This window comes from Bradyrhizobium sp. CB2312 (genome assembly GCF_029714425.1).
Lineage (GTDB): Bacteria > Pseudomonadota > Alphaproteobacteria > Rhizobiales > Xanthobacteraceae > Bradyrhizobium.
This window is the reverse complement of the sequence record NZ_CP121668.1, coordinates 6,529,446-6,551,820: the sequence shown is the minus strand read 5'-3', so window position 1 is coordinate 6,551,820 and position 22,375 is coordinate 6,529,446. Positions and strand designations below refer to the sequence as shown.

At 64.8% G+C, this 22,375-nt stretch carries 18 protein-coding genes and 2 pseudogenes; 5 read left to right on the top strand and 15 right to left on the bottom strand.

The features are described 5' to 3' along the window. Positions 1-80: 80 nt before the first annotated feature. Both QA642_RS32060 and QA642_RS32055 read right to left on the bottom strand, forming a co-directional pair. On the bottom strand, positions 81-683 hold the full coding sequence (locus QA642_RS32060; protein WP_283080443.1) for a hypothetical protein: 603 nt from the start codon (positions 681-683) through the stop codon (positions 81-83). After that, the gene (locus QA642_RS32055) at positions 680-1,606 is read right to left on the bottom strand and encodes an alpha/beta hydrolase (RefSeq protein ID WP_283080442.1); all 927 of its coding nucleotides are present in this window, start codon (positions 1,604-1,606) and stop codon (positions 680-682) included. The genes QA642_RS32060 and QA642_RS32055 overlap by 4 nt, the downstream gene beginning before the upstream one ends. A 130-nt stretch (positions 1,607-1,736) precedes the next feature. Between QA642_RS32055 and QA642_RS32050 the strand changes: the two genes are divergently transcribed. Genes QA642_RS32050 through QA642_RS32040 form a run of 3 tightly spaced genes read left to right on the top strand, consistent with a single transcriptional unit; the run spans position 1,737 to position 5,496 of the window. Then, positions 1,737-4,244, top strand: coding sequence for an alpha/beta hydrolase (locus QA642_RS32050; protein ID WP_283080441.1), 2,508 nt, complete (start codon positions 1,737-1,739; stop codon positions 4,242-4,244). Between the two features lie 9 nt (positions 4,245-4,253). After that, positions 4,254-5,117, top strand: coding sequence for an alpha/beta hydrolase (locus QA642_RS32045; protein ID WP_283080440.1), 864 nt, complete (start codon positions 4,254-4,256; stop codon positions 5,115-5,117). Between the two features lie 28 nt (positions 5,118-5,145). After that, entirely contained in the window at positions 5,146-5,496 is a 351-nt protein-coding gene (locus tag QA642_RS32040; protein ID WP_283080439.1) for a phasin, read from the top strand. An 88-nt stretch (positions 5,497-5,584) separates the two neighbouring features. Here QA642_RS32040 and QA642_RS32035 read toward each other — a convergent pair whose 3' ends face one another. From QA642_RS32035 to QA642_RS31980, 12 genes and pseudogenes are all read right to left on the bottom strand, one after another. Then, complete coding sequence (locus tag QA642_RS32035) at positions 5,585-8,746, bottom strand: multidrug efflux RND transporter permease subunit (protein ID WP_283080438.1); 3,162 nt, start codon at positions 8,744-8,746, stop codon at positions 5,585-5,587. Further along, on the bottom strand, positions 8,743-9,981 hold the full coding sequence (locus QA642_RS32030; protein ID WP_283080437.1) for an efflux RND transporter periplasmic adaptor subunit: 1,239 nt from the start codon (positions 9,979-9,981) through the stop codon (positions 8,743-8,745). Before QA642_RS32030 ends, QA642_RS32035 begins: the two co-directional genes overlap by 4 nt. A 59-nt stretch (positions 9,982-10,040) precedes the next feature. After that, entirely contained in the window at positions 10,041-10,295 is a 255-nt protein-coding gene (locus QA642_RS32025; RefSeq protein ID WP_283087016.1) for a hypothetical protein, read from the bottom strand. A 338-nt stretch (positions 10,296-10,633) separates the two neighbouring features. Beyond that, complete coding sequence (locus tag QA642_RS32020; protein WP_283080436.1) at positions 10,634-11,074, bottom strand: DUF308 domain-containing protein; 441 nt, start codon at positions 11,072-11,074, stop codon at positions 10,634-10,636. Between the two features lie 251 nt (positions 11,075-11,325). Then, a pseudogene (locus QA642_RS32015) lies at positions 11,326-12,434 on the bottom strand (ABC transporter permease). After that, a pseudogene (gene rbbA / locus QA642_RS32010) lies at positions 12,435-15,186 on the bottom strand (ribosome-associated ATPase/putative transporter RbbA). It abuts the pseudogene before it with no gap. Then, positions 15,183-16,253 carry an HlyD family efflux transporter periplasmic adaptor subunit gene (locus tag QA642_RS32005; RefSeq protein WP_283080435.1) on the bottom strand — a complete coding sequence of 357 codons (1,071 nt, stop codon included), beginning with the start codon at positions 16,251-16,253 and terminating at the stop codon, positions 15,183-15,185. The pseudogene rbbA and the gene QA642_RS32005 overlap by 4 nt, the downstream one beginning before the upstream one ends. 81 nt (positions 16,254-16,334) lie before the next feature. Beyond that, on the bottom strand, positions 16,335-16,820 hold the full coding sequence (locus QA642_RS32000) for a DUF992 domain-containing protein (protein ID WP_283080434.1): 486 nt from the start codon (positions 16,818-16,820) through the stop codon (positions 16,335-16,337). Continuing rightward, positions 16,821-17,420, bottom strand: coding sequence for a hypothetical protein (locus QA642_RS31995; protein WP_283080433.1), 600 nt, complete (start codon positions 17,418-17,420; stop codon positions 16,821-16,823). Continuing rightward, entirely contained in the window at positions 17,417-18,541 is a 1,125-nt protein-coding gene (locus QA642_RS31990; RefSeq protein ID WP_283080432.1) for an AI-2E family transporter, read from the bottom strand. Before QA642_RS31990 ends, QA642_RS31995 begins: the two co-directional genes overlap by 4 nt. Positions 18,542-18,610: 69 nt before the next feature. Then, positions 18,611-18,847, bottom strand: coding sequence for a hypothetical protein (locus QA642_RS31985; protein WP_283080431.1), 237 nt, complete (start codon positions 18,845-18,847; stop codon positions 18,611-18,613). 190 nt (positions 18,848-19,037) lie between these two features. Then, a complete protein-coding gene (locus QA642_RS31980) occupies positions 19,038-19,229 on the bottom strand; it encodes a hypothetical protein (protein ID WP_283080430.1) in 192 nt (63 codons plus the stop codon). 246 nt (positions 19,230-19,475) lie between these two features. On the opposite strand from QA642_RS31980, the gene QA642_RS31975 reads away from it, so the two are divergent. Continuing rightward, positions 19,476-20,186, top strand: coding sequence for a Bax inhibitor-1/YccA family protein (locus tag QA642_RS31975; RefSeq protein WP_283080429.1), 711 nt, complete (start codon positions 19,476-19,478; stop codon positions 20,184-20,186). A gap of 20 nt (positions 20,187-20,206) precedes the next feature. Here QA642_RS31975 and QA642_RS31970 read toward each other — a convergent pair whose 3' ends face one another. Beyond that, positions 20,207-20,710, bottom strand: coding sequence for a DUF1269 domain-containing protein (locus QA642_RS31970; RefSeq protein WP_283080428.1), 504 nt, complete (start codon positions 20,708-20,710; stop codon positions 20,207-20,209). 448 nt (positions 20,711-21,158) lie between these two features. On the opposite strand from QA642_RS31970, the gene QA642_RS31965 reads away from it, so the two are divergent. After that, positions 21,159-22,364 (top strand): ATP-binding protein, encoded by a 1,206-nt coding sequence (locus QA642_RS31965; RefSeq protein ID WP_283080427.1) that lies wholly within the window; start codon positions 21,159-21,161, stop codon positions 22,362-22,364. The last annotated feature ends 11 nt before the right edge of the window (positions 22,365-22,375 follow it).

Sequence of the window (22,375 nt, the reverse complement as noted above, 5' to 3'; positions counted from 1 at the left end):
GGCCGGCGATGGAAAGGCTGCAGTACGTGGATGTTGGCGCCGGCCGGTTGCCCTCCTTTGATCTGCATCAAGACTTCCGGTCATTCCGTTCCGGGTGCGTCCACGCCGATGCCCGCGAGCGTCTCGCGCCAGAGCTTGCGAACGCCGGCGTGGCGCTGCTCGAGCGCCGCGCTCACGGCGTCCCGATATGGCGCAAGGTCCGCTCCCCTAAGGAACAGGATCTGCGCCTGCAACAGCCGGCTGCTCTCGAACTCGATGCGACGCAATGCCATGACAAACGGATCCTGCGCATTGGCCTCGACCGGCAGCAGCGCAGCCGGTCGGATGCCGGCGTGAACGGCATGGGCAAGTGTTGCGAGGTGGACCGCCTGCGCGAGGCGAGGATCTGCGATCCCGTCGATGGGCGCGGGCAACCAGGCGGCCTCCCAGGATGCGGCCATGTATCCCAGGGCAAGATCGGGGATCCAGGAGGTGGCACGCATCAGCAGCGAGACGATCTCGCTCTCGCGATAGAACTGCGCGTTCAATTCGGTCTGCCAGGCGGCGTCGAGCCTCATGGGCAGCGTGAATGCGAATTGCCGGGCGAGGGCGCCATGCGCCGAGATCAGGAATGCCGCCACCCGCGTCTGCTGGCGCGGCGGAATGCGACCGTCGAAATCGAGTGGACCGAGGAAGCCGCTCATGACGGCGCTCGCTTGACCGGGATGGCGCGGAGATGATCGTAGCCGGCGGGAAACGGCGTGAGTTCGCCGCCGGGCTCGTCCGGTGCGATCCAGACCGCTTGATTGCCTTGCCAGCGCCCGGCCAGCACGTCGTCGGCAAAGCGCGCGAGCAGATCGGCCGTCAGCGCGCCTTTCTCCAGCGTGAAGGCGTGATAGGCCTTCGGCATGATCACCAGTGAGCTGTTCGGAATTTCGACGCGCAGGGTCTCGTGCAGGCTGCGCGGCGTCAGGAAATCGAACTCGCCGTTGAGGATCATGGTCGGCACCGTGATCGCGGACAGGCGCGGTGTGAGCGGCTGGAAGTCGAGGAAGGATTCCATCAGGTTCTGGAGCGCATAGACGTCATTGACCAGCCAGCCTTGGCGCTTGACGCCGTCGAGCTTGTCCAGCAGCGGCTTCAGCCATTGGTCCGACAGGTTCATCGGCAGCAAGAGGTCCTGGAGGTAGCTTGTGCCGCCGAGGATCAGCCCGGTCCGCAAGGCATTGCCGAGCAGCAGAAGCTGCGGTGTGAGCTCGGCAAAGCAGCTCATCGGCACGAGCCCGGACAGCCGCGCGCCATGCGCGATGGCATAGCGCAGCGCGATCAGGCCGCCGAAACTGATACCGCTCAGGAAGACCGGGCCGTCGCCGAGCTCGTCGATCAGGAGGCGTAGCGCTGTGACCTGGTCGTCCTGGCTGATGAAGAGCGTCGGCTTGTCGGAAGCGCCCTGGCCGAGCAGGTCGAAGGTCGCAACGCGAAAGCCGCGCGCCAGCAGCGCTTCGCGATAGGCCGACCAGAGTTCGGCATATTGCGTAAGCCCGTTCACGAGCACATAGACGGGGGCATTCGCCGGCCCGTCCAGCTCATAGCGTATCCGGTATGAGCCATGACTGAGGAAGGGCATTGCGCTGGCCGGCGGCGGTTTCGATTGCGCGATCCTCAACCCCGGCAAGCACATTCCATTGAGTTAGATCAAAGCTCGCCCGGCTGCCTTGCCTAGCGTCTCGCCAACATGCGCGAGGGAGGACTCCGTCATGATCGCGAGAGATATCGTCAAGCGCTGCTTGATCAGTCTGGTCCTGCTGCTGGTCGGCACGGCGCTCGCAGTCGCCCAACCCTTCACGCGGCGTTCGTCGCAGGTGCAGCATGACGGTTTGAAGAAAACTTACGAGATCGCCAACTTCCGCCTTGGCGGGAAGTATGACCTGTCGGATCCCTCGAAATGGGAGAACGGCGGCGAGGGCGGTGTCACGCTGGAGTCGCTCGGCGCCGGCAAGCTGCGCACCGCTTACATCGCCATCGGCAACGCCCGGCGCAACGCGGCCGGCGAGATCACCAACGCCGTCGTGATCAACTCCTATTATTCCGGCGATTCCACCGACATGTACGAGCAGTGGGTGAAAGGCGCCGCATTGTCGGGCGGCGTGCCGATCATCGGTCCGGGCCGGCCGATCGACACCGATCGCTATTACGTCATCATGGTCGACCCGCTCGGCACCTGGGGCGCCAGCAAGCCGTCGGACGGCCTCGGCATCAAGTTTCCGCAGTACAGCTACTACGACATGGTGCAGGCGAATTACCGCCTGCTGCGTGACGAGCTGAAGGTCGCGCGCGTCGCGCTGGTGACCGGCGTCTCCATGGGCGGCACGCAGACTTACGTCTGGGGCGTGATGCATCCGGAATACATCAACGCCCTGATGCCGATCGGCGGCACCACGCAGTCGGATGGCGAGGACCCCGTCGGCAACTGGACGTTCCAGATGATGACGGCGGCGATCGAGTCCGATCCCGTCTGGCAGTCCACCAATGGCGACTACTACAAGCTGCCCAAGGAAAAGCATCCGGTCCCCGGCGTTGCATTCGGTTGGTCGATCCTCGGCATGACCGGTTACGACTTCGCCTTCCGCACGACCCAGAACTGGCCAGCGGTGCAGCCGGAGATCTTCTATTGGGATCCGCCGAACGAGAAGGCGGGATTGAACGTCACCAACCGCGCCAAGCTCTATGACGCAGTCGACCTCGTCTGGCGCAACCGGGTCGGCGAGACGCACAACATCAACCCGTATCTCGGCCGCATCCAGGCCCGCACCTTGGTGATGCACATCACCAACGATCTCTGGCTCAACTTCAAGCTGGCGCAGAAGGCCGTCGATCGCGTGCCCGGTGCGGACCTGATCGCGCAGGAGAGCCCGGTCGCGCATTACGGCGTGTTCCCGATCATCAACCAGCGCAAGAACGATCCGAAGTTCGTCGCCTTCATGGACGACGTGGCGGCGCTCGACCGCGCCCAGAAATTCGTCGACAAGAACTACCGCGTGGCCGACGTCGCCCAGAACATCGATCCCAAGAAGTCGTTCTGGAAGGCCTATGTGACCTATCCCTATCCGGTCAAATTCGCCAACGCCAAGGACAAGAGCGGCAACTCCTGGGAAATCGGCTACATGGACGAGTATGCCGGCACCGGCAAGGATCCGAAGGTGCTTGTCATCATCCACGGCAAGGGCGCGTTCGGCGGTCACTACGGCAACATCATGCAATACGCGCTACGCAGCGGCCTGCGCGTGATCGTGCCGGACCTGCCGCATTACGGCATGTCGGGGCCCGGCAATCTCGACAAGAGCCCGGCGCGCACCATGCAGGACATGCGCGAGGTGATCTACGACCTCGTCGTCAACCAGCTCGGCGTCAAGAAGGCCTATTATCTCGGTCACTCGCTCGGCGGTCAGTTCGTCGTGGGCTATGCGCTGACCTGGCCGGATGCGGTGCAGGGCCTCGCTTTGGAAGCGCCGTCGGGCCTCGAGGAATATCCGCGTGAGATCACCATCGCCAAGGACAAGAAGGCGCCGCTGTTCCAGGACGGCCTCGGCCGCGACTTCGACAAGTGGAAGCAGGTCTGGGACCAGACCGGCATTCTCGCCGCGGAAAAGGCGCGCGACGAGCAGAACATCCGCGACTTCTTCTACTTTAGGAAGCGTGACCCCAACACCGGCGTGATGTCGGCTGCGAAGAGCGGCTACTTCTTCAGCGACAGCGAATATGCCCGCCTTCACACCGAGCAGCGCGTCGGGCTCACCAAGGGCAACCCGAAGGAGCTCGACCAGTGGTGCAACGTCTTCATCTTCGACATCTACACCATCGGCGCCGAGCTGCAGCAGGATGATCCGAAGAACCTCTATGAGCGGGTCACCCAGATCAAGGCGCCGATCTTCCTCGCGTTCGGCGACAAGGAGCCGTTCATTCCGACACCCGCGTTCAACGGGCTGACCGACCTCGGCCGCGACGTCATCACGCCGTTCATGACGCGAATGACGAATGCCGGCAATCGGCCGATGCTCAAGATCTATCCGGAGACCGGGCACTTCATCCACACCGACAACCCCGTGGAGTATTCCGCCGATGTCGTCGACTTCGTGACCAAGGGAACGGTCGACACCTCGTCGCCGCAAGGCACCGACCGCATGATCAAGGGCGCGGTGGTATCGGCCTTGCCGGTGGCGCCGACGCCGCCCGGCGCGGCGCCGACGGCCGGTCTCAACAAGTAGGGCCTGCCCATGCCGAGAGTGCAGGCGGGTGATGTGCAGCTCGGCTGGCGGGAGTGGGGGCGAGGCGACGTCACCGTCGTCTTCATCCACGGCAATCTCGCCAGCAAGGACTGGATCGAGCTCGCCGCGCCCTTGTTTCCGACCGGCCTTCGCGTCATCGCAATCGACTGGCGCGGCTGCGGTGACAGCGACCGGCCGAAGCCAACTGCGGACTATTCCAACTATTCCATGCAGCAGCATGCCGAGGACATGCTGGCGGCGCTCGATGCGCTCGATGTCCGCTACTGCCACCTTGCGACCCATTCGACCGGCGGCATCATCGCCGCGCGCATGCTGTTGATGCAGCCGCAGCGCTTCGGCCGCGTCTTCGCGCTCGATCCGGTGACGCCGCTCGGCATGGCGTTCAACGCCGACCAGATCGGGCTGTTCAGGGCGATGATGGCGAGCAAGGAGCTGACGCGGTCCGTGATGGCGACCGCCGCATCTTCGTTGTTCGTCCCGGAGAGCATGGCGCCGAACATGGTCCCGCGCTTTCGCGAGGGGCTCGGCGAGATCCAGGCGCTGTTCGACCGGATCATCGAGCAGACCTTCGGCGTGTCGGAGGGGATCTGGATCGGAACGCCGGTCAACCTGACGCGCGAGAAGGAGAGCCGCGAGCTGGAGCGGCGCATGCCGGAGATCCGGCATCCGCACCTCGTATTGTGGGGCGAGTGGGACGGCTGGATTGCGCCGGCCGATCTGCGCGCCATGGCCGAAGCCATGCCGGACTGCCGCCTGGTGGTGGTCCCCGGCATCGGCCATTCGATGAACCTGGAACGACCGGCGCTCTATGCCGGTTATTTCGGAGCCTGGTTCGGCGGACTCGCCGCCTGACCGCCAATTCCTCGAAGGGAGAGACGTCATGCCTGAGATCAATTCCTCCGCCGAAGGTGTCCGTACGGCTTTGGCCGAGGCGCTCGGCCGCCTGCGCAAGGCCAATGCGGAATATTTCGAGATGCTGGAGAAGGGACTTGCCTCCTCCCCGCTGCCGATCGCGAACCAGGCCAAGGAATTCTCCAGCTTCATGCAGCGCAACGTCTCCGCGACCTTCGACCTTGGCGACAAGCTGATCCAAGCCAAGGACATGCAGGACGCACTCAAGCTCCAGGCCGATTTCTTCCAGGACCAGATGCGGGCCCTGACAGATCAGGCGAGGACGATGGGCGAGTCGGCGATGAAGGCGGCCGGCGGCCTGTTCGCCCCGAAGAGTTGACACGCCTATGGTCAGCGCGGGGCGAAGGACTTGACCGCGGCAATCTACACAGAGCCGCCAGACGCGAGGTCCGGCGGCTCACCATGGTTCAGTTGTCGGTCGTCGATCTGCTGTCGCGATCGTGTCGGAGCGGCGCGCGCTTGAGCGCCGCTTTCGCGCGCTCGCGCATGCGCTGGAAGACGACGTAGAGCATCGGCACCAGGAAGATCCCGATCGAGCTTGCGGCCAGCATGCCGGCGAACACGGCCGTGCCCACCGCGCGCCGGCTGAGCGCGGCGGCGCCGGTCGCGATCACGAGCGGCAACAGGCCGAGGATGAAGGCGGCCGACGTCATCATGACGGCGCGAAAGCGCATATGGGCACCCTGGATGGCGGCTTCGTCGAGCGCGACGCCGGCCTCGCGCTGCTCCTTGGCGAATTCGACGATCAGGATGCCATTCTTGGCGGCGAGGGCGATCAGGACCACGAGCCCGATCTGGCCGTAGAGATCGAGATTGAGGCCCGCGAGCTTGATGCCGAGATAGGATCCGAGCACGCCGACCACGACCGACAGCAGCACGGGAATCGGGATCACCGTGCTCTCATAGAGCGCAACCAGGAACAGATAGGCGAACAGCACGGCGAGCATCAGCACGATGCCGGTCTGGCCGGCGGCCTGCTGCTCCTGATAGGCGGTGCCGGTCCACGCGAAACTGTAGCCGGACGGCAGGACGTTGTCCGAGATCTGCGCCATCGCGGCGATCGCGGTGCCCGATGAGATGTTCGGCGCCGGGCTGCCGTTGACGGTCACCGAGCGATAGTTGTTGTAGCGGGTGATGACTTGCGGGCCCGTCACGATCTTGAGCCCGGCCAGCGATCTCAACGGGACCATCTGGCCGGTGCTGTTGCGCACATAGATCCGCCAGATGTCGGAGATGTCGGCCCGGTCGAACGCCTCGCCCTGGAGGTTGACCTGCCAGGTCCGGCCGAACAGGTTGAAGTTGTTCACGTAGATTCCGCCGAGCGTGGCCTGGAGGGCGGTGAAGATGTCGCTGATCGTGACGCCCAGCGCCTGCGCCTTGCGGCGGTCGATGTCGAGGTAGAGCGACGGATTGGTCGCGGTGAACGTGGAGAACACGCGCGTGAGCCGGGGATCGGCATTGGCCGCGCCGATCAGCGCATTGGTGACGCTGGAGATCGCGGCCGGGCTCTGTCCCTCCAGCGCCTGCAACTGATATTCGAATCCGCCGCCGGTGGAGAGCCCGATGATCGGCGGCAGGTTGAACGGCAGGACGTTGGCCTGCCGGATCTGTGCGCCGGCTGCAAACATCTTGGCGATGAGCGCCTGTGCGGAATCCGCCGCCGTGTTGCGATCCGCGAACGGCTTCAGCCGCGCCACCACGAGCGCACTGTTCGGTTCGGAAGCGCCGTCGAGCAGGGAAAACCCGATCACCGCAAGGACGTGGTCGACCGCCGGCATCTGTTTCAGGATGGCCTCGACCTGCTGGGTGACCTCGCTGGTCCGCGCCACCGAGGCGCCGTCTGGCAGCTGCACGGAGGTGAAGAAGGCGCCCTGGTCCTCCTCGGGCAGGAACCCCGTCGGGGTCACGAGCGACAGGCCGAAGATCCCGCCGGCAAAGACCGCCACCAGCAGCAGCGACAGGGCGGCCACACGCACCAGCCGGCCAACGGCGCCGCTGTAACGGTCGCGCACCCAGTCGATTCCGCCGAGCACGCGGCCCATGATGCCGCGGCGCGGACCGCTGTGCCGCAGCAGCAGCGCGCAGAGCGCCGGCGACAGCGTCAGGGCATTCAATGCCGAGATCATCATCGCGGCGCTGATCGTCACCGCGAACTGGCGGAACAGCGTGCCCGAGATGCCGGGAATGAATGCGATCGGCACGAACACCGAGAGCAGCACCAGCGTGATTGCGATGATCGGCGCGGTGATCTGGCTCATGGCCTTCTTGCTGGCCTCGGCCGGAGACAGCCGAGGCTCCTCCGCCATGACGCGCTCGACGTTTTCCACGACGACGATGGCGTCGTCCACGACGATGCCGATGGCAAGCACCATTGCGAGCAGGGACACCGTATTGGCGGAATAGCCGAACACGAGCAGAACGGCGAAGGTGCCGATGAGGCTCACCGGCACGGCGACGGCCGGAATCGCCGTCGCACGCAGGCTTCCGAGGAACAGATAGACCACGACCACCACGAGGACGAACGCCTCGCCCAGGGTCCGCAGCACCTCGGCGATGGTATCCCGCACGAAGGTCGTGGAGTCGTATTGCACGAGATAGCTGAGCCCCAGGGGAAACCGGGTGGAGAGACGCTGCATGGTGTCCGCCACGGCGCGTGCGGTCGTCACCGCATTGGCGCCCGGCGCGAGATAGATCGCGATCGGAACGGCTGCGCGTCCGTCGATCCGCGCTTCGCTATCGAGATTCTGCGCGCCCATCTCGACGCGGGCGACGTCGCGCACCAGCAGCGAGGATCCGTCCGGATTGGCGCGCAGCACGATGTTCGCGAACTGGTCGACGGTTGCCAGCCGGCCCTGGGTCTGGACGTTGAACTGGAATTGCTGGTCATCGCTGATCGGCCGCGCGCCGATGCGGCCGACGGGAGCCTGGACGCTCTGGGCGCGGATTGCGGCGATCACATCCGACGGGGTCAGGTTGAGACTGGTCAGTCGCTGCGTGTCGAACCAGATCCGCATCGAATAATTCATCTTGGCGAACAGGTTCGCCTGACCGACGCCGGGCGTGCTCGCAATCGCGTCGAGCACGTTGATGATGGCGTAGTTGGTGATGAAGAGCGGGTCCTGCTGGCCGTCCGCGCTGTAGAGCACCAGGAACTGCAGGATCGAGGAGGATCGCTTCTGCACCGTCACGCCCTGCTGCTGCACTTCCGTGGGCAATTGCGACTGGGCGCTCTGCACGCGGTTGTTGACGTTGACGGTGTTGATGTCGGGATTGGTGCCGAGGGCGAAGGAGACCGTAAGCGTGTAGCTGCCGTCATTGCCGCTGGTCGATTTCATGTAGAGCGCGCGGTCGACGCCGATCACCTGCGCTTCCAGCGGCTGCGCGACGCTGCTCTCCACGACCTCGGCGGAGGCGCTGGGGAACGTCGCGGCGACAGTGACCTGCGGCGGCACGATGTCCGGAAACTGCGCCACCGGAATCTGCGTGAGCGCCAGCGCACCGGCGATGGTGATGACAAAGGCGATCACCATCGAAAGCCGGGGGCGGTCGATGAAGACGCTCGATATCATGGCCGGCCGCCGGGGCGCGTTGGAGCGGACGTGCCATGATCGGCCGGCGAAGCCGCGCCGCTCGCGGGGGCCTTCATGCTCGACAGGATCAGCGCGCTTGCCGGCTCCGGAGCAACCGCCTGTCCCGGACGGGCCCGCTGCAAGCCCTCGGCGATCACCTTCTCGCCGGCTGCAAGCCCGTTGATGACGGAAGCGATGGTCGGCGTCGATTGTCCGAGCTGAATGCGGCGTTGCTCGGCCTTGTTGTCGGCGCCGACCACGAGGACGTAATCGCCGCGCTGATCGGACAGCACTGCCGAGCGTGGGATCGCCAGCACCTCGACCGGCTGGACGCCTTCGAGCACGACGGTGACGAATTCGCCGTCGGTGAGCTCGTGAACCGTCACGCCTGCGGCTGATGGAGCGCGCAGGATCGGATTGGCGATCTCTCCGCGTACGGTGATCGTGTCGGTGTTCTGCGCGATGCTGTTGTCGACGAAATTCAGCTTGCCTGATTGCCCGTACATGCGTCCGTCGGGAAGTCGCAGCCTGATGACAACCGCTTCGAGGCCGCCTTGCGGGCCGTATCGTTCGCGCAGCTCCAGCCCCTGACGCAGCGGTACGGGAAAGGTGACATACATCGGATCCTGGCTGACGATCGTGGTCAACACACCCGAGCTCGGACTGACGATATTGCCTTCGGTCACGGCCGTGCGTCCGATCTTGCCGTCGATCGGCGCGCTGATCACGGTGTAGTCGAGGTTGATCTGGGAGGCCTCGACCTGTGCCTGCGCGGCCTTGACCTGGGCCTCCAGGCTGCGCTGGTTCGCGATCGCGGCGTCGTAGGTCGATTGCTGACCGGCCGGCCCGCCGAGCAGGGTGCGCGCGCGCTCGGTCGTCAGCCTGGCATTCTCCAGCGTTGCCTCGAGCTGCGCGACCTGCGCCTGCTTGGCGGCGACGTCTGCCTCGAACGGGCCGCGCTCCAGGCGATAGAGCTCATCGCCCTTCTTGATCTCGGCGCCCTCGGTGAACAGGCGCTGCTCCAGGAAGGCGGTGACGCGGGCGGCGATGTTGACCCGATTGATCGCCTCGATCCGGCCGAGAAACTCGGCGGTCTCGGTGATCGGCCGCTGCGTTGCCTCGACGACGCCGACGGCGGGCGCGGACGGAGCAGGCTGTGTCCGCGCGGCTCCGGCGGCTGCCAGCATCAGGAGGCTTGCCGCCAGCAGCCTGGTCGGGACGTCAGCAAGGTTCATGCTCGCTCCTTGCTCCAGGCTTAAGGCCTGACGGCTCGATCATCGACCAGGAGACAGCGTTAGTCCCGCGTGGTGCGGTTGCTGCGCGCCGGCTCGTCGTAGCCCTTGCGCTGACTGTAGAACATCAGCGCGATCAGGCCGCAGCCGGACACCAGAACGAGGATCGCCGCCACGGCCAGGATGACGTTTCCGTAGGTCGGCATCGCCGGAGTCGCTCGCCAGACCGAGAGACAAAACCAGCTCGCCGCCACCAGCAGCGCTGCCAGCACGGCGGCGAGGACCCATTGGCTCTTGTTGCGCACCATGTCCTCCATCACCTTGCGTCTATCTCCAGCGCCAGCCGCAATGACGGCGCCCGCGATGCCACCAACAAACCCAGCGGCGCCGCCGGCGCGGTGGCGGCGGGCGGCCCCATCCCGGACCCGGCCCCCATCCCGGGCCTGGACCCGGACCCCATGCTGGCCCCCACTGTGCCGGTGTCACGTCATCCAAGGGCTCGCTGCCACGCCCGGGAGCGGGATCGACCGGCATCGCGTTCGCGACGCCGACGAGGCGAGCGCCGGCAGCGCCGATCGCAGCGGCAGCAAGTGCATTGGTTGCGAAGCCGAGGAAGGCGCGGCGGCTGGAAACGTCCATTACGTCTTCTCCTTTGTTATGCGGTCGTCCGTGCCGATTGCATCGCGTAGACCAGCCATGCCAGGCCGTGCGCGATCAGGTCGACGCCGAGCAGGAATCCGAGCGCCCAGGCGCTGATGGTCGGGAAGCCGAACAGGATGAGCACGCCCGCGACGATCGCGAAGGCGCCGGAGATCAGCATCGTCCAGCCGTTCTGCCGCCAATGGGCAAAGCTCAGCACGAATCGGATGACGCCCGATGCGAACAGCACCGCGCCGAGCAAATTAGTCAGGATCAGCGCGCCGGAGGCGGGCTGGGTGAGCAGCAGTAGACCGAAGGCGAGATAGAGCGCGCCGAGCAGGACCTGCCAGAGGAATCCGCCCCATCCCTTGGTCCAGAACGCGTGCGCGATCTCGAACGCGCCGGCGGCGATGGCGGTGAGCCCGATCAGCTTGACGCTGATGATGGTCGCGAACACGACGTCACCGAGCGCGAGGGCGCCGGCCGCGATAAAGACAAGCCGAGCAGTGCGCAAACCCAGAGTGGCGGAGGCCCCAGAGCTTCGATGCGGGAGCGGCTGTCAAACACCGTCATCGCCATCCCTCCAGATCCGAGATGATCGGCACGCTCCGGATGCTAGTGGCGAACCCGCGCTGTCGACATCCGACGAAACCCTGAGCCATGGGCCGGGAATGTGCGGATCTTCGGAGACGGCTGCACCGTCCAGTCTCATTGCAGGAATTGCCTGAAGCGACGAAGGGACAGAACGAACAATACTCCGCCGATCGCCAGCAACGCAGCGAACTGCGGCCACACCACACTCAGACCGGCGCCGCGAAACAGGATGGCCTGGGCAAGGATCACGAAATGGGTGTTCGGCGCGGCGAGCATGATGTTCTGGATGACCTCGGGCATGCTCTCCCTCGGGGTCGTGGCCCCCGACAGCATCTGCAGCGGCATCAGCACCAGCATCAGCAGGAGACCGAACTGCGGCATCGTGCCGGCGGACGTGGCGAGAAAGATGCCCATGCAGGTGGTCGCAAAGAGGTAGAGCACCGTGCCGATCAGGAACAATGGGATCGAGCCGTCGATCCGGACCGCCAGCAGTCCCTGAACAATGAAGACGAGCGACATGCTGGCTGCAAGACGACGAGTCCCATGGACCAGATCTTGCTCGCCATGACCTCGAACGGGGTCACCGGCATGACCATCAGATGCTCGATCGTGCCGTGCTCGCGCTCGCGGATCAGGGCTGCCCCGGTCAGGATGATCGACAGCATCGTGACCGACGAGATGATGTTGTTGACGGCTCCGAACCAGGTCCTGTTGAGCTCGGGATTGAAGCGTGCGCGGAGCGCCAGATCGATCGGCAGCGGCGCGGCCGAGCGATAGCGGGACAGGAATTCGCTGACCTCGTCGGTGACGATGGACTGGATGTAGCCGCTTCCGGTGAAGGCCTGCGACATCCGGGTTGCATCGACATTGAGCTGGACGGCGGGCGATCTTTGCGCGAGGAGGTCGCGCTGGAAATTCGGCGGGATGTTGAGCGCAAAGGTGTCGAGCCCCGAATCCATGCGGGCCATCATCTCGGATTGCGGGATCAGCCGGGGAATCGTGAAATAGGGCGGGCTGAACGCCGTGATGATGCGCGACGCAGCAGGCGAGCTGTCCTCGTCGACGATGGCGATCGCGGCCTGGTTGAGGGTCTCCGGTTGTGCGCTGGAAGAGGTATAGATCGAGATCGTGAAGGCATAGACGATCAGTATGAGCATCATGGGATCGCGGAGCAGCCCGCGGAGCTCCTTGATGCCGAGCTGAATGACATTGCCCATCTGCATCTAGCTTGCCTGCTTCTTGAGAAGCGCGACGCCGAGCGCGAGCAGCACCGGGACCGTGACGGCGAGAGCGAGGAAGGGTTCGGACAGATCGCCGAAGTCGAGGCCCTTCGAGAAGGTGCCGCGCGTAATGGTGACGAAGTGGGAGGTCGGATAGATTCGTCCGATGACGGCGCCCGCGCCCTGGAGCGAGGAGACCGGATCGACCAGTCCCGAATATTGCGTGGCCGGGATCATGGTGAGCAGCGCCGTCGCGAAAATCGCGGCAATCTGGCTCGCCATGAACGACGAGATCACGAGGCCCATCGCAGTCGTGATGATGACGTACAGCAGCGCGGCCGAGGCGAAGGTGGCGAAGCTGCCCGTGAAGGGGACGCGAAAGACGAACACGGCAAAGGCGGTCAAGAGCAGGAAATTCAGCATCGCCAGCGCCACATAGGGAAGCTGCTTGCCGACGAGAAATTCGAGCCGCGTCACCGGGGTGACGTAGAAGTTGATGATCGATCCGAGCTCCTTCTCCCGCACGACGCTCAGCGTCGCCAGGATGGCGGGAATGATCAGGAGCAGGATCGGGATCACGGCCGGCGCCATCGCGACGATGCTCCTGATGTCGGGATTGTAGAGGAAACGGACCTCGATCTGGAAGTCGCCGGTGGCGGCGGCGCTGCCATGGAGCTGCCGGGCGCGCTGTGCCAGCCAGGTCGCGTGCATCGCCTGCACGTAGCCGCGCACCGTCTCGGCACGGGACGGCATTGCGCCGTCGACCCACGCGCCGATCTTGACGTTGCTGCCGCGCGCGACGTCGCGGCCGAATCCGGGCGGGATCTCGATCGCAAGACTGAGCTCGCCGTTGCGCATGCGGCGATCGAGATCGTCATAGTCGGTGATCGGCGCAAGCTCGGTGAAATAGCGTGAACCTGCGATCTGGAGCACGTAGTCGCGGCTGATCGTGCTGTCGTCGCGGTCTATGACGGCGAAAGAAAGGTTCTCGACGTCCATGTTGATGCCGTAGCCCATCACGAACATCAGGATCAGGCTGCCGAGGATCGCAAGTGTGGCGCGGATCGGATCGCGCCTGAGCTCGAGCGCCTCGCGCTGGGTATAGGCGAACATGCGGCGCGGATCGAAGACGCGCAAGGCGCCGTGCGCCTTCTCAGCCGTCTTGCCCGTGATTTGCGGCGCTGGCGATGCCCCGGCCGGATTCGTTGCCGCGATTGCATCCTCCAGGTAGGCCACGAAGGCCTGTTCGAGATTGCCGCCGCCGCGCCGGGCGGCAATTCCCGCCGGGGTGTCGCTGATCATCACTTTGCCGGCGTGCATCAGCTTAGATGCGGTCGCAGCGTTCCGCCTCGTTCATGAAATGGGTGGAGACGAAGATCGTGACGTTGTCGTGCCGCGAGAGGTCGGACAGGATCTGCCAGAAGCCATCGCGTGCGATCGGATCGACGCCGGAGGTCGGCTCGTCCAGGATCAGGATATCGGGCGCGTGGATCATGGCGACGGCAAGCGACAGGCGCTGGCGGACGCCGAGCGGCAGAGCGTCGGGCAGGGCGTCGATGACCCCAGCGAGATCGAAGCGCTCGACCATCTCGCGGACCCGGTTGTCGATCGTATCCGGCGGGAGCCGAAACAAGCGCGCGTGCAGCTCCAGGTTCTGACGGACGGTCAGCTCGGAATAGAGCGAGAATGCCTGCGACATGTAGCCGACGCGGCTGCGGACATTCATGTCCCTGGGGTCGACCTCGTGTCCGAACAGGCGCGCTTCACCCTCGCTGGCCGGCAGCAGCCCGGTGAGCACCTTCATCGTCGTGGTCTTGCCGCAGCCGTTGGAGCCGAGGAAGCCGAAGATCTCGCCGCGGGCGATGCGAAAGCTGACATGATCGACAGCGGTGAAGTCGCCGAACCTGACCGTGAGCTGCTCGGCTTCGATCGCGATGTCGTCGCCCTGGTCGCTTCCGCGAGGCGGGATGACCACCTCCCTGTGGGCCCGACGTTGCTCCTCCGGCAGCAGGGCGATGAAGGCGGAATCGAGATTGTCGGTATCTGTCTGTCGCAGCAGCTCTGCTGGCGTGCCGGTTGCGAGCACCCGCCCATCGTCCATCGCCACGAGCCAGTCGAACCGTGCCGCTTCCTCCATATAGGCGGTGGCGACGATGACGCTCATGCCGGCGCGATCTTTCCGAATGCCCTCGATCAGCTCCCAGAACTGGCGACGCGAGAGCGGATCGACACCAGTGGTCGGCTCGTCTAGGATCAGCAGGTCTGGATCGTGGATCAGCGCGCAGCACAGGCCAAGCTTCTGCTTCATGCCGCCGGACAGCTTGCCCGCCGGCCGGCCGGCGAACGGCGCAAGGCCGGTGTCCCTCAGGAGCTGGCCTATTCGCTCCTCGCGTTCGTGCCGATCGTGACCGAACAGACGACCGAAGAAATCGACATTCTCGAACACGGACAGTGTCGGGTAGAGGTTCTTGCCGAGACCTTGCGGCATGTAGGCGATTTGCGGGCAGGTCTGTCGCCGGTGAGCGGCATCGGCCATGTCGCCACCGAGCACGAGAACACGGCCTTGCTGGATCGCGCGCGCCCCTGCGACGAGCGACAGCAGGCTCGACTTGCCGACGCCGTCGGGGCCGATCAAGCCGACCATGCGTGCCGGCGGAATCTCGAGCGTGATGCCGTCAAGCGCGCGCGTCGTGCCGTAGGACAGCCCGACCGCCTCGAGCCGTATCACCGGCGGTGGATCGGGCCTGTCGCTCATTTGACCAGATTTTCGGTGAGCCGCGCCGGCCATTCGGCGGAGGGATCGAGGCGAACGAAGGCGCGGCCCGGCAGGCCGGTCTTGACCTGCTCGATATTCCTCCGCAGCAGATCCGGCGCAATGTGCGCCCTGACCCGGAACATCAGCTTCTCGCGTTCCACCTCGGTTTCGACCGTCTTCGGCGTGAATTGAGCAACGCTGGCGACGAACGTCGCTCTGGCCGGGATGACCCATTGCGGCGCGGCGTCGAGGACGAGCCGGACCTCCGAACCGATCGCGACACGGCCAGCCTGTGCCGTCGGCAGGAAGAAGGTCATGAAGACATCGCCGAGATCGACGAGATTGAGCACGCGTCCGCCGGCGCTGAGAACCTCGCCAGGCTGGGCGACGCGGAACTGGACACGCCCGTCACGTGGCGCGCGAAGCGTCGAGTCGTTCAGATCGGCCTTGATGCTCTCGATCGAGGCTTTCGCCGCCTCGACCGCAGCCTCCGCATCGACCACTTGCGCCTCGGCCGCACCGATGGCGGCTTCCGAGCCGGCGAGCTGGGCTTCCGCCGCCGCGACGGCTGCGCGTGCGCCGTTGGCGGTCGCGCGGTCGTCGTCGAGCACCTGCTGGGACACGGCACTGGTCCTGATCAGCTGTTCGGAGCGCTGGAGCCTCCGGTCGGCTGCATCGTACTCCGCGCTGCGCTGCGCGATCACCGCGGTCGCCGTTTTCTTCTCGGCCTCACGTTGGGTGACGAGGCTCTTGGCCGTCTCGATTCCGATCTTGGCACGTCGCAGCTGGGCCTGTGCCTGGCGGGCCTGCGCCTCGAGTTGCACCGTATCCATCTGCGCCAGCGCCTGTCCGGCCGAGACCAGATCGCCTTCGCGCACCAGGATGTCGCGAATGCGCCCCGGTGTCTTGGTGGCGATATCGATCTCGACCGCCTCGATGCGGCCGTTGCCACTGGCGAATCCGCTTGGAAGACTGTCGCCCCTAAACGCCTGCCAAGCGAAGTAGCCGCCGACGCAGAGTGCGACGGCAACGAGGGCGATCAGCCAGCGTTTTCGATTAGGTGTCATGAGCCGGGCCGCTTTGTCGCGCAACGGGGTGGAAATAGCCGCATCCGCTCCGTCGATCCCGCGCAGGATCGCGAGCGCGATTCATCCTCGCCCCCGCGGTCCCAGCGTCAGATTGGTCACGCCAGCGGCGAGGTTCAGTCCGATCGACCGTTCGATCGACAGCGGCTGAAGCATGACGCTCCGGCGAGAGCCGCCGATCAGAACGTTGGCGCCAAGGCCAGGACCTAACGCGACGTTGCCGCTTGCACCGACATATTGGCCGCGCAATGTACCGGGACCGATCTGCGAGTTCTTGGCGAACACGACCCAGGACAGGGTGCCGGCGCTGGTTACGCCGATGTCGAGGCCGACGCGCCTGATCCGTCCCTCGTAGATATATGTCCGCTGCGGGTGCCGTCTGTAGAACGTGCAGCGCAGCGACTGCGCCGATCCGAGCACCAGTCCGACGCGCGGCGTCGACCAGCACAACAGCCTGCCGACCCGGAATGTTTCGGCCTGCGCGGGTGGTGCGACACCGCAAAACCATGTCAACGCAGCGATGGCTGCAACATGCCGGCACTTGTGCATTCAATCCTCCGCCTGGTTGCTCGTTCGCGGGGCGACGTGCGGCCGCCTGCGGTCCTGGCGCAGCCAGAACGAGATGGCGAGCCCGATCAGCAGCACGGCGCCGAGCAGGAAAAAGAAGATGGATTGCTTCAGCCAGGAGATCGCCGGCACGGCCGCGCCCATCGCAAGGCCAAGAAAGCTGATCTGGGCCGACAGCAGGCTTACGCCCGCAAGGAACGTACCGAGCGCAAGCAAGGTCAGCAGGACGAGGCCGGTTGCCGGCGTGGGCAGCAATTGCTGGACGCCGGAAATCAGCATGATGTTCATCGTGACCAGGACTGCGATCCAGTGCAGCGCCTGTGTCCAGATCAGGCGGAACTGGTTGTCTCTGCCATCGGTCTCCGGCCATTTGGTCACGACGCAGACGACGCCGATGGCGAGCGCCAGAAATTCCCAATAGCCGGTCAAAGGCTGGTGCGAGACGTTGGTATATGCGACGCCCGCGATGGCGAGCAGCAGCGCAACCAGATAGGGAAGCTGCTGCCACATGAATTGAGCCGTCCCCGATCGCGTCGGGGCCGTCTCGGGAAGATCGCTTTGCTGCGCGTCAATTCCGCTCATGACTGATCGCTCGCAATCGTTGCCGGCCTCGGATCGTCGCCAAGATAGTCCTCGACATAGAACCTGATGATCGCGACCCGGCCGATGGCGACGAGCGGCATCGCGAGCGCGATGCCGAGGACGCCGAACAGGGAGCCGAGGAGGACGATCGCGACCAATGTCCAGGCCGGCGGAATCTCGACCGCCTGGCGCTGGATCAGGGGACCGATCACATACCCTTCGATCGACTGGATGATGGTGTAGATCACGACGGCCCAGATCAGCAGCGATGCGCCGAGCGGCATTGCCACGAGCGCGATCGGGATCGCGGCAACGATCGGGCCGAGATAGGGAATGAAGTTCGACAGGCCTGCCTGAAGCCCCAGCACGAAAGGCCCGGGCAGCCCAATGAGATAGAGCGCGATCCAGACGCACAACGTCATCAGGGCAATGCGGATCAACTGACCGACAAACCAGAGCCGCATGATGCTGCCCATCTCATCCATCACGGCGCGCGCACGGGCGCGGTATGAGTGCTTGACCAGCATGACCAGGCTTTCGCGATGGCCGGTGGGATCGAAGGCGAAGAGGATGCCGAGGAACAGGATCACGAGCACGGCGGACAGGAAGCTCGATGCCCCGCCGAGCAGAAATTGAGCGTGGCTGAAGAACCGGCCCTGATCGGCGAACAGCCATTGAGCGAAGTCGCGGCCCCATTCCGGGCCGAGCAGGTCCACGCCATATGACAGCAAGTGCTCCTGGAGCACGTCGACCTGGGCATCCATGACTTTCAGCAGCAAACGCGTCTGTTCCGGCAACTTGCCCGCGCCCCAGGCAATGCCAAAGCCTGAGAGTGCGGACAGCAGCAGAAGCACGAGCGTCAGACGCCAGGCGCGGCTGATCGGAACGATCGAAGCCAGCGCTCGCGCGGCGGCGTCGAGCAAGGCCGCGAACAGCACGCCGGCGAAGACGATGAGCAGGCTGGAGACTGTCTGCCATATCAGGAACAGGGCAACGCCCGCGGCGAGCAGGGAGAGGCCGACGGCGAGCATGCTCCTTGGTTGCTCGGCGCCGTCCGGCCGTTCGGCGGCGGTCAGAACGACCTCGCGGAATCGATCTGGTCCCATCCTGGAATCGCTCATCGGTCGATCCATCGCCAGGCATCTCCGGCGCAATGCCGCTGCCGGCCGTGGGGCGCCTCCGCAATGGCATCAGGTACGGACGCGACGGCTGCCATAATGCGGGTGTCGGCCGCCGCGATGACGCCAGTAGCGGTGCTTGAACGGATTGGTGTTGGTGTTGGGAACTGCCTCCTTCGGCGCAGCCGCACCTGTCTGCGCTGGTGCCGCCGCGCCAGTGTCCTTCGGTTGCGCGATCGAGAGGGATGGCATGGCGGTGGCCACCAATCCGGCCAAGATCAGGCCGCGACCAATGGCGTGAATGTTCATTGCCCGCCTCCATGCACTCAGGGGACCATGCCTCGGATCGAGACGGCTCCGACGGCAGGCAATCTTAGAAGTGTGTGTGATGTGCGCACATCGGGGATTCTCTGTAGGCGGTGAGGGCAGGAAATCGGCAGGCGCAGTCGACGCGCAACGCCGTCAGGGCACTGCGACTAAAGAGGCGGCGCCCAGGCGCTCACGAACAGGAGGCGGAGGCCGGCCGCCCGGCAACGAGCACGACGCTGCCGCGGAAGAACTCGCCGGCCCTGGCGAGTTCGGCGGCAAGATGCCGGGCATGCCGGACGGCCGCATCCTGATCGATGCAGTCCTGTCCGATGCGATCGGGACAGACACCGTATTTGTCAGCGATGTGGAAGAAGAAGCGCATGCCCCGGATTAGGGCAGACGGGCGCGGGCTTCCAAGTGACAAAGGCGTAAGGCGCCTACGCCGAAAGGCTTAGGCGCCTTGGTCTTGCGGATCGGCAACGTGAGCCTGGTGGTGGCTGCTTGGCCCTTCGCCGGTTGCAGCGCGCGGGTGGTTACCGCCTGCACCATTCGGGTGATTGGCCGATGTCGCTCGGCCGGCACGAGCGATAGCGTCGCTGTCCTCTGTAAGATCCAGAGGAGGCCAACCATGTCCAATCTCGACCAGAACCTGACCACTCCGCAGACGGCCGGCAGTGCGAGCGCGGTGGACGCCGGATTGCACGACTACATGCTGCGGATTTACGGCTACATGGCTGGAGGTGTCGGTCTGACCGCGCTCGTCGCCTGGCTGACCTACGAGATCACCGGTCCCGCGCTGCTCCAGAGTCCATGGATGTGGCTGTTCATCCTGGCGCCGCTCGCGCTGGTGTTCTTCATCGGCTCGCGCATCAATACGCTGTCGGTACCGACGGCGCGGCTGCTGTTCTTCATCTATGCGGCCCTGATCGGCATATCGCTCTCGATCTTGCTGCACATGTATACCAGCTCGTCGATCGCCCGCGTCTTCTTCGTCGCCGCGGCGAGTTTCGGCGCGCTCAGCATCTTCGGCTACACGACGCGGCGCGATCTCTCCGGCCTTGGCACCTTCCTGTTCATGGGGCTGATCGGAATCATCATTGCGAGCCTGATCAACCTGTTCCTGTCGTCGAGCACGCTCGATTGGCTGATCTCGATCGTCGGCGTCGGCGTGTTTGCCGGCCTTACGGCCTACGATACGCAGCGGATCAAGGCGATGTACGACAGCGCCGATGACCATACCTCAGCAGGCCGCAAGTCCGTCATCGGCGCGTTGTCGCTCTATCTCAACTTCCTGAACCTGTTCCTGATGCTGCTGCGCCTTGCCGGCGGCCGGCGCTAAAGACGCGGAGGGACGGCGGCTCAGGCCGCCGGCCGATCCACAGCGCTCTCCAGGGCATCGCGCAGGATCTTTTCCTTGGTCTCGTCGAGCGAGGTCTTGAGCACCACGCCGCCGGCGTCCTTGATCTCCTTGATCACCTTGTCCGCGGTCATGTGCTTGATCAGCACGAAAAGGGCCGCGTTGCCGGACTTGAGGTTGGCGGACAGGCTCTTCATGAAGGCATCATCGATGCCGAAGTCGGAAAGCGCTCCGCCAAGTGCGCCCGACGCCGCGCCGACCGCGACCCCCAGGATCGGATTGAGAAAGAGGACGCCGATGAGAAGACCCCAGAAGCTGCCCGTCATCGCGCCCATGGCGGTCGTGTTGACGAGCTGATTGAGCTTGATGCCGCCCGAATCCGTCTTCACCGCGATCACGGCGTCGCTGATGGTGATCAGATATTCCTTTTGCAGCTTCAGCAGTCGCTGACGCACTTCCTCGGCTTTCGCTTCGGACGGATACACGATCGCGACAAGATCCGACATGGAGACCTCCCGTTGGGTCGAAGGATAGGCACCGGAACAGCCCCTTTCAGCTTATCGCGCGAGCGTCGCTTTCGGGATCGGATGAAACCCTGGAGGCAGCGGATGAATGTCCCGATGGGCGAGCTCGCGCCTGGCGCGTATTCGCTTAGGGACCTCAGTTCGAAAAATCCGTATCTGCTGCCTTTTACTCGTTCCTGGCCGAATCCGGGCGCCGCATGCGATCGTGGCACAAGCTGCATAGTCGTGCGCCCGCAAAGCGGGCGTCACGAATTCGAGATTTTATTCCCATCGCAATGCTACCTGTTGGTGTGAGCCCGGTTCGGGGTGTATAGTCAGTCGGCTCCAGGGGGCGCGGGCTTTCCGGAGCCGGGTTGTGGATGTTTTGCGGGTGGGGGCCCTCGACGTACTTTCGGTGCCGAAAGGCGCCCGAATAGAGTGAGCGCGTACCGTGAAACCGCATGGCCGTCCCCCCACCGAGTTGCCTCGAACCAGCCTCGGGAACTGGCTGCGAATAGGTTCTGACAAGTCGATCGAGGCGCTCCATTGGAAGTTTTCGACGGATCTTCTGTTCGTCGTCCGCCCGTCCTTTGAAGGGCGGTTCGCCTACGAGGCGATCAATCCTGAATTCGAATCTCATCTCGGCCTCTCGTCGAAGGACGTCCGCAACATGGATGTCTTCGACTGCATGAGCGGAGATGATGCCAGAGCCGTCTGTGAGACGCTTCGGGCGTGTCTCGCCGAAGGCGCCGAGATCCGCATCCGGCAGCGTCTCGCGCTCGGCGGCTCGCCCCGGAACATGGAAACGATCGTGATGCCGGTCGTCGATCCATCGGTCGGCGGCGTGGTCAGACTGATCGGTAGCCATCGTGCCATACGCAACGGTTCCCGCGAGAGCGTCATCGAATGCGACGACGGCCTCGCCATGGATGTCGGCCTGTTGTCCATCCAGGAAGGCATCCAGCAACGGATCGCGTCGGACCTTCACGATTCGACCTGTCAGCATTTGATTGCCGCCAGCCTTGGCCTGATGCGGGTCCGGAGCCATCTCGGCGAGACGGCCTCGGCCGGGCAGCTTTGCGACGAGATCGATGCGTCGATTGATGAGGCGCTCCGGGAGATCCGCGCCTTTGCCTATCTGCTGCACCCCCGGAACCTGGCGGGAGAGGGCCTGAAGGCCACCATTGAACGATACGCGGAAGGATTTGCGGCGCGCACGTCGTTGCGGGTGACGGTCGACATCGTGCCGGAGGTCGATCGGTTGCTCTACGAAACCAAGCGCTCGTTGCTGCGCGTCGTCCAGGAGGCCCTGACCAACGTTTTCCGTCACGCGAAGGCGACGGAGGTGGCGATTATCATCGATGTGGCCGACGACTGGTTCCACATGACGGTCCGCGACAACGGACGCGGTCTCCCGGCAGAGCCCGGCCGGCGCGGCACCAAGACGGCATCGATCGGGGTTGGAATTCCGGCGATGCGGGCACGGCTGCACGAGATTGGCGGCACGCTCGACATCCATCCCAATCGGGCAGCGCCGCAATCCGGCACGGTCTTGTACGCAGCGTTTCCTTATGGCCTGGCGACAGGGGACAATCGGCGAAGAGACACGACAACGACGAGGGCCCGCGCAGGGACCCGGTCGAGGAAAGAACACTAGCCCCCGCGGTG